We start from the raw sequence: 13,017 nt of genomic DNA on the forward strand, positions 1-13,017 counted from the left end.
CTGTGGAGGTCCCGCGATGTCATCCGAACCGGCCACGCCCCCTCTCGAGGAGCCTGCCGAGGAGATCGTCGAGGAGGAGCCGGCGGCTCCCACTCAGAGGTTCGGCGCGCCCGGGGAGCCGCTGAACCGGCGCAGCCCGTTCCTGTTCGGCTTCCTGTTCGGGCTGGGCGTGATCGTGGCGTACGCGCTCTTCCTGGGCTTCCGCAACGCGGCCTCGATCCTCGTACTCATCTTCATCGCGCTGTTCCTGGCGATCGGCCTGAACCCGGCGGTGGTCCGGCTGCGCCGGTGGGGCCTGCCGCACGGGCTGGCCGTGGCGATCGTCGCGCTGACCGTGGTGGCGCTACTGGTCGGCGGGATCATCGCGCTGATCCCGCCGCTGGTCACCCAGACCACCGAGCTGATCAACAACGCGCCCGAGACGATCGAGAACCTGCGCCGCAGCGAGACGGTCAACGAGCTGGTGCAGCGCTACGACATCGTCAACAAGGTGCAGAGCGCGGTGAACGCGAGCACCATCGGCAACACCCTCGGCGGGGTGGTCGGCGGCGCCAAGCTGATCTTCGGGACGATCTTCAACGTCCTCACCGTGCTGGTGCTGACGATCTATTTCATGGCGTCCTTCGAGCGGCTGAAAGCGGGCGGGTATTCGCTGGTGCCCGCGTCGCGCCGGGACCGGGTGCGGCTGCTCACCGACGAGATCCTGACCAAGGTCGGCGCGTACATGGTGGGCGCGCTGGCGATCGCCATCCTGGCCGGGCTGAGCACGTTCGTGCTGGCCGTGCTGCTGGAGCTGCCGTACCCGTTCGCCCTGGCCGTGGTCGTCGCGGTCTGCGACCTGATCCCGCAGATCGGCGCCACCATCGGCGCCGTGATCGTCAGCGTGGTCGGGCTGGCCTCGTCGGTCTCCGACGGCGTCGTCTGCATCGTCTTCTTCATCATCTACCAGCAGATCGAGAACTACCTGATCTACCCGAACGTGATGCGCCGCTCGGTCAAGGTCAGCGACGTCGGCGCGGTGGTCGCGGCCCTGCTCGGCGTGGCGCTGTTCGGCGTGGTCGGCGCACTCGTCGCCATCCCGATGGTCGCCGCCGTCCAGCTGATCGCCCGAGAGGTCATGGTCCCCAGCATGAACGACCGCTGACCGACCGCTTTTTCTTCTCAACCCCTTCGGTACGAATACCGAGCGCCCCGCCCGCCCAGCCCGAGCGTGGGGAGTTTCGGTGCGCTCCGCACCCAAAATCCCCACGCAACCGCCACGACGACCGAGCGTGGGGAGTTGCGGTGCGCTCCGCACCCAAAATCCCCACGCAACCGCCACGACGACCGAGCGTGGGGAGTTGCGGTGCGCTCCGCACCCAAAGTCCCCACGCAACCGCCACGACAACCGAGCGTGGGGAGTTGCGGTGCGCTCCGCACCCAAAGTCCCCACGCAACTGCCACGACGACCGAGCAGCGTGGGGAGTTGGGGTGCGGTCAGTCCTTGAGCGGGGTGGGGACTTCGACGTCGGCGAAGGCGGCGACGGTGCGGTTGGCGTAGGCGTTCATGTCGCCGGTCTCGATCGGGCCGTCCCAGGTCTGCGGCAGCGGAGTCGGCACGGCGGGGGCGACCCGCTGGACGACCGCGTCGAGGACCTTCTCGGCGTCACCGACCCAGAGGTGCTTGGCGCCCGGGACCGGCACCACTTCGGCCTGAGGGATCGCCGCGAAGCGTTCGGCGGCTTCCGGCGGGCGCAGGTAGTCGTCGAACTCCGGGATCAGCGCGGTCACCGGTTTGCCGTCGGCGGCCCAGGCGGCCAGGTGCTCGGGGCGGGAGAAACGCAGCGGCGGGGAGAGCAGGATGGCACCGGTGACCGCGGGTTCGAGGCCGTACATCAGGGTGAGGTCGGTGCCGAAGGACCAGCCGAGCAGCCAGAGGTTCGGCAGGTCGGCGAACTCCGCGTACTCGATCGCGGCGGCCACGTCGAAGCGCTCGTCGACGCCGGACGCGAACGTGCCGCCGCTGGTGCCGCGCACACTGCTCGTACCCCTGGTGTTGAAACGCAGGACCGCGAGGCCGGCCAGGGCCGGGAGGCGCCAGGCGGCCTTGCGGAAGACGTGGCTGTCCATCATCCCGCCGTGGGTGGGCAGCGGGTGCAGGCAGATGACGGTGGCCACCGGGTCGCGGTCCAGCGGCCGGGCCAGCTCGCCGACCAGGGTGACGCCGTCCGCGGTGTGCAGCTCGATGTCCTCCCGGTGCGCGGGGAGGATCGAGTTGGCACGGATCTGGTTGCTCATACCCAGATCTTTACCCATACCTGGGGGCGTTCCGCGACCGCTCCACCCCCGGGCCTCGCCGGTCGCGGGCGCGCCAGCACCCCGTGTGCCAGTGCCGGCGGTCGGTCTCGTCGCCGCGGCCGTCGATCGGCCAGGCCACCACGTGCGCGACGCCCGGCCGGATCTCCTGCATGCAGCCGGGACACCGGTACGTCTTGGCCGCCGCCCCGCCGAAGATCGAGCGCACCATCCACTCGCCGTCCTGCCACTGCTGGACGCCCTCGATGCCTTTGCGCACCCCCTCACCGGCGAGCTGGGGGCGGTCCGGCTGGTCCGGGTTCTTACGGCGTGGGTGATTGCGGCGGGGGCTCACGGATCAAGCGTACGGATTCATCTGCGTCTCCCTGGTGACTGGCCGGTAACTTACCGCCTAGACTCCGGACATGACGGCGACTCACGTTCCCGGCCTGCCCGTGATCGAGGACGGCCACCTGATCTCCACGAACCCGGCCAGCGGCGCCGAGGCGGGCCGCGTGCCGGTCGCCGACGAGAAGGCGGTGATCGCCGCCGTCGAGCGGGCCCGGGAAGCCGCCCTGTGGTGGCAGAGCCTCGGGTGGGACGGCCGCAAGACCCGGCTGCTGCGCTGGCGCACCCTGCTGGTCGAGCGCATCCAGGAGCTGGCCGAGCTCGCCGAGCTGGAGAGCGGCAAGCCGGTCAACGACGGGATCATCGAGGTCACCGCGGCCGTCGAGCACCTGGACTGGGCCGCCAAGAACGCCAAGCGGGTGCTCGGCCCGCGCCGGATGCGCACCCGGCTGCTGCTCGCCGAGCACGTCGGCCACCTGGAGTACCAGCCGTACGGCGTGGTCGGCGTGATCGGCCCGTGGAACTACCCGATCGTCACCCCGATCGGCCCGATCTCCGGCGCCCTGGCGGCCGGCAACGCCGTCGTCTTCAAGCCCAGCGAGTACACCCCGGTGGTCGGCCAGTGGCTGGCCGACACGTTCGCCGAGATCGTGCCGGAGCACCCGGTGCTGCAGGCCGTGCACGGGCTGGGCGACGTCGGCGGGGCGCTGTGCCGCTCCGGTGTGCAGAAGGTCTCGTTCACCGGCTCCACCGCCACCGGCAAGAAGGTGATGGCCGCCTGCGCGGAGAACCTGGTGCCGGTGGTGATCGAGGCGGGCGGCAAGGACGCGCTGATCGTGGACGCCGACGCGGACGTGGCGGCGGCGGCCGAGGCGGCGGTGTGGGGTTCGATGACCAACGCCGGGCAGACCTGCATCGGCATCGAGCGGGTCTACGCGGTCGAGTCGGTCTACGACAAGTTCGTCGACGCCGTGGTGGAGAAGGCCGGCAAACTGCGCACCGGCCAGGAGATCGGCCCGATCACCATGCCGAAGCAGCTCGACATCATCCGCGACCACATCGAGGACGCGCTGGCCAAGGGCGGCCGGGCGGTGCTCGGTGGCGCCGGGGCGGTGCAGGCGCCGTACGTGTCGCCGACCGTGCTGGTGGACGTGCCGGCGCACTCCTCGGAGATGCGTGAGGAGACGTTCGGGCCGACGCTGACCATCACGAAGGTGCGCGACGCCGACGAGGCAGTGCAGAAGGCGAACGACTCCCCGTACGGGCTGGGGGGTGCGGTCTTCGGCAAGAAGGACGCCATTCGGATCGCGCGGCGGCTGCGGTCCGGGATGGTGGCCGTCAACGGCACGCTGACCTTCGTCGGGATGGGCAACCTGCCGTTCGGCGGGGTCGGCGAGTCCGGGTTCGGGCGGATCCACGGCGAGGACGGACTCCGCGAGTTCGCCCGGGCCAAGGCGATCACCGTACGCCGGGCCCGGTCGCTGCTGCCCGCGATGACCTTCGAGCGCACCCCGGCCCAGGTCCAGCAGATCGTCAAGGCCCTGCGCTTGCTCTACGGACGCAAGCCCTAGTCTGATCGGGTGGCTGACCACCCCGCGGTTGAGGTAAGTGATCTCACGGTGAGCTACGGCTCGATGCCGGTGCTCGAGGGGGTCGGGTTCACCGTCCCGGCCGGCACCGGCATCTGCGTCACCGGCGAGAACGGCATCGGCAAGTCCACCCTGCTGCGCTGCGTCAGCGGCCTGCAGCAACCGGACGACGGCCGGATCCGGGTGTTCGGCGCCACCCCCGGCTCGAGCCCCGAGTTCTGGGCCGCGGTGTGCACCACCGTGGAGCCGCCGACCTGGTATCCCGGGCTGACCGTCCGGGAGCACGCCGAGCTGATCTGCCGCGCGCACGGGCAGAACCCGGACGAGGCCGGCATCGGTGAGGCGCTGGAACGGTTCGGGCTGGCCGGGCACGCCGACGCCATCCCGCCGTCGCTCTCCTCCGGGCAGAAGCAGCGGCTCACCCTGGCCCTGGTGCTGATCCGGCCCAGTTCGCTGCTCATCCTGGACGAGCCGGAGCAGCGCCTCGACCCGGAGGGCCGGGCCGCGGTCGCCGAGATGCTCGTCGAATACCTGAGCACCGGCGGCTCGCTGCTGATGGCCAGCCACGACGACAAGTTCGCGGTGGCCTCCGGCAGCGAACTCACGACCATGGAGTCCTTGCACCCATGACCGTCATCGTCGAGCTGCGGCCGGTCCGCCGCTGGCTGCACCAACGGCAGGTGGCCCACCGGGAGCGCGGCGCGACGCTGGGCAACCTCTACTTCGCGACGCTGTTCTGCGCGGTGGTCGGCGCCATGCTGCACGAGAAGCTGGCCGCGATCTTCTGGCCGGACACGCTGGACCTCGGCGCCTGGCCGGCCCTCGGACTGGTTCTGATCATCGGCGGCTTCCTGCTGACGGCGATGCGCGCGACCGGGCCGGTCACGCTCGGCCGGCCCGCCGCGTATTTCCTGCTCACCGCGCCGGTGAGCCGCCGCCGGCTGCTGCTGCCGTCGCTGCGCCTGGCCGCGCTCACCGCCGCGCTGGTCGCCGGCCTGGTCAGCACCGCGATCGCCGGGCACGCCGCACCGCACCACCTCGCCGCGCCGCTGATCATCGGGGGCGCGCTGCTGGGCGTCGTCCTGCTCCTGGTCGCCGTGGTCGCCCAGCGTTCCGACCGGTGGGCCGCCGTCACCGACGGGTTCGCCACCACGGCGGTCACGCTCGGGCTCGCCACGCTGATCTTCGACACGATCGGCGAGGTGGCGCCGCCGGATCCGGACGCCTGGCCGGCGAGACCGATTCTGGTCACTGTGGTCGCTGCGCTCGCGGTTCTGGTCGCGGCCTGCGGCGCCTTGATCGTACGAAATCTGGCTCGCACCCCGGACGCTCGCATCCTGGACGCCGCGAAGATCACCGGGACCCTCTTCGACAGCGCGTTCGGTATCGAGCCGTCGTTCGTGATCGACATGGTCGCGCGGCACCGCTGGTCGCGGCGGCGGCTCACCTCGGCCCGCCCGCCGGCCCGCCTCCCGGTCCTGACCGGGCAGGACTTCCTGATGGTCCGCCGCCGGGGCGCCCGGCTGCTCTGGCTGCTCGCCGCCACACCGGTACCGATGCTGCTCGCCCCGGCGCCGGACTGGGTGCTCGCGCTGGCCCTGCCGATCGGCGCGATGATCGCCGGCGGGACCACGACCGCCGCGCTCAACACCGACGCCGGCAACCCGGTCCTGCTCCGCCTGCTCGGCCTCAACTCCCGTCAGGCCCTGCTGCAGCGGCTGTGGATCCCGGCCGTGCTGGGGTTCGCCTGGTCACTGATCGCGCTGCTCCTGCTGCAGACCGGCGACCGGCTCCCGCCCGGCCCGTGGTGGCTGCTCAGCGTGCCGCTGGGCATCGTCGGCGGCGTCGCCGCGGTGCGCCGGGCCCGCGGCGGTTTCGTCCGCAACGACCTGCTCCCGCTGGACACCCCGATGGGCACCCTGTCGACCGGCCCGCTGGTGCACGCCGTCGCCGGCCCGGACGCGCTGATCCTGGCCGTGCCGACGGTGGTCGCGATCCTGCAGGACACGCCGCTGTCCTGGACCATGGTGCTGTTCCAGACCGCGCTGGCGGTCCTGGGCACCCGCGCCTACCTGGCCGGCACCACCGACCCGGAGCGGGTCGAGCTCAACGTCCGCTGACCCACCCCGCCACAGCCGTTGCGTGTGAAGTTACGGTCCGCTCCGCACCCAAAGTCCCCACGCAAAGGGCGGCAACCGCGAGCGTGGGGAGTTGCGGTGCGCTCCGCACCCAAACTCCACACACAAGACCTGAAGCGGCGGTGCGCTCCGGAGCTGGAGTCCCCGCGGGACGGGTTAGAAGAGGGTCAGCTCGTCGCGTTTCATGCCTCGGAGCTTGTCGTAGTCGACGACTACGCAGCGGATGCCTCGGTCGGTGGCCAGGACGCGGGCCTGCGGCTTGATCTCCTGGGCGGCGAAGATGCCGGTGACCGGGGCCAGCAGCGGGTCACGGTTCATCAGTTCGAGGTACCGGGTGAGCTGCTCGACGCCGTCGATCTCGCCGCGCCGCTTGATCTCGACGGCCACCGAGCCGTTCGTGGCGTCCTTGCAGAGCAGGTCGACCGGGCCGATCGCGGTCATGTACTCGCGCCGGACCAGGGTCCAGCCCTCGCCGAACGTCTCCGGGTGCGCGGCCAGCAGCTCCTGCAGGTGCGCCTCGACGCCGTCCTTGACCAGGCCGGGGTCGACGCCCAGCTCGTACGAATAATCCTGGAAGATTTCCTCCAGGGTGATCCGGAGCTCTTCGCCGGCCTTGTTGACCACTTTCCAGACGCCCTCGCTCTCCTGCAGCTTGCAGGGCGGAGACATCCAGTTCAGCGGCTTGTAGGCACGGTCGTCGGCATGGATCGACACCGAGCCGTCGGCCTTCACCATCAGCAAGCGCGTCGCCGACGGCAGGTGGGCGGAGAGGCGTCCGACGTAATCCACTGAGCATTTCGCGATGACCAGGCGCACCGGGCGACACTACCGGACAGCCCGCCGGGCACGACGAGCGTGCCGGTGCCATGCTGGCATCGTGTTCGAAGCATTGACCGGGACCGGTCTGGCTGCATCCGCCGGGCTGAATGCCTACATCCCCCTGCTCACCATGGCCCTGCTGGGCCGGTTCACCAACGCCATCGACCTGCCGAACAGCTGGTCCTGGCTCACCAACGGCTGGACCATCACGATCCTGGCCGGGCTGCTCGCCATCGAGATGGTGGCCGACAAGATCCCCGTCGTCGACCACCTGAACGACATCGTGCAGACCTTCGTCCGCCCGACCGCCGGCGGCTTGGCCTTCGGCGCCGGTTCGTCCTCCGAGACGGTGACCGTCACCGACCCCGGTTCGTTCTTCGGCTCACACCAGTGGGTGCCGATCGCCATGGGCGGTCTGATCGCGCTCGGCGTGCACACCGTGAAGGCCGCGTCCCGGCCGGTGGTCAACGTCACCACCGCTGGTTTCGGCGCTCCGATCGCCAGCACGGCCGAGGACATCGGCAGCGTGCTGCTCTCGGTTCTGGCGATCGTGCTGCCGATTCTGGTCCTGATCGGACTGGTGCTGATGGTCTGGGCCACCGTCTGGGTGTTCCAGCGCCGCAAGCGCCGGCGCCTGGATCGGCTCGCCGGTGATCCGGCGGGTGTCCAGACCCGTCGCCTGTTTGGTTGACTCTCCGGGTGCCCGCGCTCGCCGTACCCGCCTTCGCCCTCTCCTGGTGGCTCGCCGGCTATCTGATCGGCCGGGATCCCGGGCGACCGGCGCTGCGGTGGGCGAGCGCGGCACTCGCGGCGTACGCGATCGGTCTGGTCGCCTGGACCGTCGCACCGGGTGAGCGGACCGCCCAGATCCTGATCTGCCTGCCCGCCCTGGCCCTGGCCGGCAGCATCGTGGCGCTGCTGCCGCTGTCCCCGTCGGAACGCCGCCCGATCGACATGGGCGCGCTGGTCCTCGGCGTGCTGTTCCAGATCATGGTGGTGGCCCTGCCGGGCGCCGGCAAGCTGGTCGGGCTGACCCCGCTGGCCGGCGCCCTGGTGCTGCTCTGGCGGCAGTACGACCAGGTGGTACCGCGCCTGCTGCCGCTCGCGCTGACCGTGATGGCCGCCCTCTACGCCGCCGGCCTGGCCGTCCTGCTGATCCCGGTGGACACCGGCGGCCCGGCCGTCCCGCTCGCCGCGATCGGGCTGGACCTGCTGGTCGTCGGCTACCTGGTGGCGGTGGCGCACGCGGTGGCCGGCGGCGAACGCCTGCGCCCGGACCTGCGGCGCTCGCTGGCCGCCGCGCTGCTCGCCGTGCTGCTGGTCGGCCTGCCCGCGGTGCTGACCATGTACGCGGTGCCCGGCGACACGCTCGTCACGACGCTGCAGTTCGTCCCGGTCGCAGTGGTCTCGCTGGCCGCCGGGCTGGCCGGGCGGCTGGGCCGGCTGCTGGACCGGGTCGCGCTGGGCGGCGACAACCGGCTGCGGCAGGACCGGGCGGTGCTGTACGTGAACGCGGACGCGCTGCTGCGCCGCCGGGAACGACGCCGGCTCGGCGAGATCGGCGAGCCGGAGTTCCTCCGATTGACCCGGCGGGCGCTCGCCGACTTCAACGACCTGAGCCGGCTGGCCCGCAGCCCGCTCACCGACCTGCCCGCGGTGGCCCACCGGATCGCCGGGCGCGGTGACGACCAGCCCCGGGCGCGGGCCCGGGAACTGCGGGCGGTGCTGCGCGAGGAGGTGTCGGCGCTGCGGCCGGCCGGGCCGTTCGACACCGGTGACGACTGGCGGTACTACAACACGCTGCAGTTCTGCGGGGTGCTCGGGCTGAACCCGTACTCGCGGCGGCAGCGGCTGGACGGGCTGAGCCGGGAGGCGCGGATGGCGGTGGACTGGTTCCGCCGGTACGTGCCCCGGGACACCATGCGGCAGTGGCACCGGGAGGCCGCGATGGTGGTCGCGGAGCGCCTCTGGGAAGCCCTTTCCAGCGACAGATCACGACACGCACTGACTAATCCGTCGTAATGGTGAGAAATCGCTAAAATCCCCCCACATGGATTCCGGGGGGTCGCGTGGCTAGTCACCGCAACGCGCTGGTCGCCGTGGTCCGGCAGGAGCTGGCCGAGGCCCGGGGCTCCGCACGGGCGCTGCTGGCCGCCGCGGAGTCGGCGCGCGGCGAGGCACAGAGCCGGCGACGGCTGGTCCGCGACGCGTACGCCACCTGCCTGAGCCAGCTCGCCGCCGCCCGCGAGTCGGCCCGCGACGACATTCAACGGCGCTTCCGCGGCGAGGCCACCAGCCTCGCCGGGCACCTGCGCGGCCTGGCCACCTCCAGCGCCACCGGCGCGGCCGGCGCGCCCTGGCGGCTGTGGTCGCCGAGCGAACCCGACCCGGGCGGGCGACCCGGGCTGCTGCGGATCGGCGCGATCACGTTCGAGGACACCGCGGCACTGCCCGGGCTGATCCCGCTGCTGGACGCGGTGCACCTGCACGTCACCGGGCCGTCCCCGGCCGTCGACGACCTGATCACCGGGGTGCTGCTGCGCGCGCTCGGCAGCACCCGGCCCGGCGACGTGCACCTGACCGTGTACGACCCGGAGAACCTGGGCGGGACGCTCGCGCCGTTCGCCCCGCTGAACCCGACGTTCGTCGGACCGGGCGGGCTCGGGTCACTCCTCGACGACCTGGTCGAGCACATCTGCCGGGTGAACGAGTCGCTCGGCGGGCAGTACCCGTCGCTCGCCGAGCTGACCGCCGCCCGTCCCGGCAGCCGGCCGGAGCCGTGGCGGCTGGTGGTGCTGCTCGCCGACCGGGCCACCACGGTGGAGATGACCACCGGGCAGCGGGCGCAGCTGGGCCGGATCGTACGCACCGGGGTGGCCTGTGGGGTGCACCTGGTGGTGCGCGGTCTGGACCTGGACGACGACCCGACGGTCGAGCGGATCCTGGTCCGTGACCAGACCGCCACCTGCGACTCGCTGGGCAGCCTGGAGATCCGGCTGGACCCGCCGCCCCCGCCGGACCGGATCGCCGCGTTCTGCCGGACCACCGCCGAACGGCTGCGCGCCGGCCCCGGCCCGGCCAGCCTGTCCGACCTGGAACCGGCGAAGTACTGGGCCGAGTCGTCGATCGGCGGCCTGGTCGCCCCGATCGGTGACAGCACCGACGGCTCACTCGTCGAGGTGCCGCTCGGCGACGACCCGCCGCACGCGCTGATCGGCGGGCCGTCCGGATCCGGCAAGACCAACCTGATCTACGCCTGGCTGGGCTCGCTGGCCACCCGGTACGGCCCCGAGGAGCTCGCCCTCTACCTGCTCGACTTCAAGGAGGGCGTCTCCTTCGCCCGGTACGCGCCCGGCCCCCGCGACCCGAGCTGGCTCCCCCAGGTCCGGCTCGCCGGGATCAACGTGAACGGCGACCGCGAGTTCGGCCTGGCCATGCTCCGGCACCTGGGCGAGGAGTTGCGTACCCGGGCGCAGGCCGCGAAGCGCTGGGACGCCGGCAAACTGGCCGAGCTGCGCGCCGAGGACCCGACCGGGCACTGGCCCCGGATCGTCGCGGTGATCGACGAGTTCCAGGTGCTGCTGGCCGGGCGGGACGCGGTCGCCGAGGAGGCCGTCGCGCTGCTCGAGGACCTCGCCCGGCGCGGCCGCTCGCAGGGCATCCATCTGGTGCTGGCCTCACAGGACGTGGCCGGCATCCAGGCGCTGTGGGGCCGGCCCGGGCTGATCGCCCAGTTCACCCTCCGGATCGCGCTGCCCAAGGCCCGCCGGATCCTGGCCGAGGACAACCTGGCCGCCGCGGTCATCCCGCGCTTCCACGCGGTGGTGAACACCGAGTCCGGGGTGTCCGGGGCGAACCGGATCGTCCGTCTGCCGGACGCCGGGGACCGGGACGCCTGGCGCACCCTGCAACGGCGGCTGTGGCGCACCCGGCCCGGCGGGTGCCCCGAGCCCCGGCTCTTCGACGGCGACGCGGTGCCCCGGCTGCCGGCCTCGCTGCGCCCGTCCGGGCGGGTGCCCGGCGTGGACTCACCGGTCGGATCGTCGCCCGGCGCGGTGCTCGGCGAACGCATCGACGTGGCGACCCAACCGGCCCGGCTGCGGCTGGGGCGGATGCCGGGGCGGAACCTGGCGGTGCTCGGTACGCGTACCGAAGAAGCCTGTGACGTTCTCGCCGCCGCCGCGCTCAGCCTGGCCGCGCAGGGACCGGCGCACTTCAGCGTGATCTGCCTGGACCCGGGCGCGTCGCTGGCCGCCGCCCGGCTCTTCGCCGAGCTGCCGTCGGCCGACTGGTACGACACCACCGACGTCCGGTTCGACCTGCCCGCCATGGACATCCCGCACTACGTCCTCGGGTACGCCCTGGACGCCGCCGGCGCCGCACACCGCCCGGCCCTCAAGACCCTGCTCACCGAGGGACCCGAGCAGCGCATCCACGTGCTCGGCTGGTGGCGCTCGGTGCCCCGGCTCCGCGATGACCTGGGCGGCATCGGCGCGCGGTTCGACACCATCGGCGCGTGGGTCGCGCTCGACGTGCACGGGGCCGACCTGACCCCGCTCCACCCGCAACCCGGCGGCCCGGTCTGGTACCCGCGGACCCGCCGGGCGTTGTTCTTCGACCGTTCGGTGCACCGCACTCCGGAAGTGATCATCCCGTACGAGGTGAACAGTGACCACACGTGACCGGCAGCCGCCCAGCCGCGACTACCAGTTGATGGTGAGCGCCCTGGCCGAGGTGACCCGGCGGCGCGACGCCGACCTGGGTGAGGCCGAGCAGGCCTACCAGGACAGTGCCGCCCGCGCGGCCGGGGAGCTGTCCCGGGCCGAGAACGACGCGCTCGCCGCGGACCGGTGGGCCGGCGCGGCCGCGTCCCAGGTGCTGGACGTGGACCGGGAGGCGGCGCGGCTGTGGAGCCAGCTGCGCCGAGCCCGCGGGCTGCGGGTACGTGCCCTGGGCGACGTGCCGGACCCGGCGCCGGTCGAGGCACTCCCCCGGGTCGCGCTGCAACGGCGGCCGACCGCCTCGTCGGACGGGCCCGGCCTGCAGTCACCGCGGTCGCTGCTGGCCCGCGCCGCCGACCGGATCGACGACCGGATGCGGCCCGGCCGCCGGCCGCTGCCCCGCTGGGCGCTCGCCCTGCTCCCGGTGATCGGGGCGATGATCTCGACGCTGGCCGGGCTGGTGGCGGCCGGGCTTGTCACTTTCGGTCATCAGGCGCTGTGGGGTGGGCTGGTGATCCGCGGTCTCGGGTGGCTGGTGTTCCTGATCGCGCCGTCGGCGGGGGTGCCGGTGGCGGCGCTCTGGGCGCATCGGCAGCTGCGGGCCCGGCTGGACATCGGCGGGGTCGGCCTCACCCTGCTGGGCGGCATGGTCGCGGCGACCCTGCTGTCCCTGTCCTTCGCCACCTCGCACTGAGCGACCCCGCCCACCGAGAGCCGAAGCCCCCTAGCGTGGGGAGTTTGGGTGCGCTCCGCACCGAAAGTCCCCACGCAACCGCCACAACCACCGAGCGTGGGGAGTTGTGGTCCGCTCCGCACCCAAAGTCCCCACGCAACCGCTACAACCACCGAGCGTGGGGAGTTGTGGCGCGCTCCGAACCCAAACTCCCCACGCAACCGCCACAACCACCGAGCGTGGGGACTTTCGGCGCGCTCCGCACCCAAAGTCCCCACGCAACCGCCACGACAACGGTGCGCTCCGCACCGAAAAACTCCACGCTCGGTTTTGGGGGTGACCGCTACCACCCACGGGCGTCGCCCCGGAGGGCTTCGTGTTTTGGACGCGTCAGCGGCCAGCGAAGCCCGCAGGGGTCCCGGCGGGAGCGACGATCCGGACCCCAGCGGACGCAC

The 13,017-nt window shown here is 72.3% G+C and carries 11 protein-coding genes; 8 read left to right on the top strand and 3 right to left on the bottom strand.

Going from position 1 to position 13,017, the window contains the following annotated elements:
* Window positions 1–16: 16 nt before the first annotated feature.
* Window positions 17–1,144, top strand: coding sequence for an AI-2E family transporter (locus ADL15_RS06670; RefSeq protein WP_067685768.1), 1,128 nt, complete (start codon window positions 17–19; stop codon window positions 1,142–1,144).
* A gap of 332 nt (window positions 1,145–1,476) precedes the next feature.
* Here ADL15_RS06670 and ADL15_RS06675 read toward each other — a convergent pair whose 3' ends face one another.
* Complete coding sequence (locus tag ADL15_RS06675; protein ID WP_067685770.1) at window positions 1,477–2,277, bottom strand: alpha/beta hydrolase; 801 nt, start codon at window positions 2,275–2,277, stop codon at window positions 1,477–1,479.
* A 10-nt stretch (window positions 2,278–2,287) separates the two neighbouring features.
* Window positions 2,288–2,629, bottom strand: a complete 342-nt coding sequence (locus ADL15_RS06680) for a hypothetical protein (RefSeq protein ID WP_067685772.1) — start codon at window positions 2,627–2,629, stop codon at window positions 2,288–2,290.
* A gap of 70 nt (window positions 2,630–2,699) precedes the next feature.
* Between ADL15_RS06680 and ADL15_RS06685 the strand changes: the two genes are divergently transcribed.
* The 3 genes from ADL15_RS06685 to ADL15_RS06695 all read left to right on the top strand — a co-directional run bounded on the left by ADL15_RS06685 (window position 2,700) and on the right by ADL15_RS06695 (window position 6,331).
* Window positions 2,700–4,193 (top strand): aldehyde dehydrogenase family protein, encoded by a 1,494-nt coding sequence (locus tag ADL15_RS06685; protein ID WP_067685774.1) that lies wholly within the window; start codon window positions 2,700–2,702, stop codon window positions 4,191–4,193.
* Window positions 4,194–4,256: 63 nt separating this feature from the next.
* A complete protein-coding gene (locus tag ADL15_RS06690) occupies window positions 4,257–4,841 on the top strand; it encodes an ABC transporter ATP-binding protein (protein WP_067685930.1) in 585 nt (194 codons plus the stop codon).
* The gene (locus tag ADL15_RS06695) at window positions 4,838–6,331 is read left to right on the top strand and encodes a DUF6297 family protein (protein ID WP_067685776.1); all 1,494 of its coding nucleotides are present in this window, start codon (window positions 4,838–4,840) and stop codon (window positions 6,329–6,331) included. Before ADL15_RS06690 ends, ADL15_RS06695 begins: the two co-directional genes overlap by 4 nt.
* A 174-nt stretch (window positions 6,332–6,505) precedes the next feature.
* Here the strand turns inward: ADL15_RS06695 and nucS are convergent, their stop codons facing one another.
* Window positions 6,506–7,165 (bottom strand): endonuclease NucS, encoded by a 660-nt coding sequence (gene nucS, locus ADL15_RS06700; RefSeq protein ID WP_067685778.1) that lies wholly within the window; start codon window positions 7,163–7,165, stop codon window positions 6,506–6,508.
* Window positions 7,166–7,226: 61 nt separating this feature from the next.
* Here nucS and ADL15_RS06705 point away from each other — a divergent pair, with 61 nt between their 5' ends.
* The 4 genes from ADL15_RS06705 to ADL15_RS06720 are packed head-to-tail and all read left to right on the top strand — an operon-like array spanning window position 7,227 to window position 12,583.
* Window positions 7,227–7,859, top strand: coding sequence for a DUF4126 domain-containing protein (locus ADL15_RS06705; protein ID WP_067685780.1), 633 nt, complete (start codon window positions 7,227–7,229; stop codon window positions 7,857–7,859).
* Window positions 7,856–9,190, top strand: a complete 1,335-nt coding sequence (locus tag ADL15_RS06710; RefSeq protein WP_083970968.1) for a hypothetical protein — start codon at window positions 7,856–7,858, stop codon at window positions 9,188–9,190. Before ADL15_RS06705 ends, ADL15_RS06710 begins: the two co-directional genes overlap by 4 nt.
* A gap of 47 nt (window positions 9,191–9,237) precedes the next feature.
* Window positions 9,238–11,850: an FtsK/SpoIIIE domain-containing protein gene (locus ADL15_RS06715; RefSeq protein WP_067685784.1), complete on the top strand. Its 2,613-nt coding sequence runs from the start codon at window positions 9,238–9,240 to the stop codon at window positions 11,848–11,850.
* A complete protein-coding gene (locus ADL15_RS06720; protein WP_067685786.1) occupies window positions 11,837–12,583 on the top strand; it encodes a hypothetical protein in 747 nt (248 codons plus the stop codon). Before ADL15_RS06715 ends, ADL15_RS06720 begins: the two co-directional genes overlap by 14 nt.
* Window positions 12,584–13,017 lie beyond the last annotated feature (434 nt).

This window comes from Actinoplanes awajinensis subsp. mycoplanecinus (assembly GCF_001509495.1).
GTDB lineage: Bacteria > Actinomycetota > Actinomycetes > Mycobacteriales > Micromonosporaceae > Actinoplanes > Actinoplanes palleronii.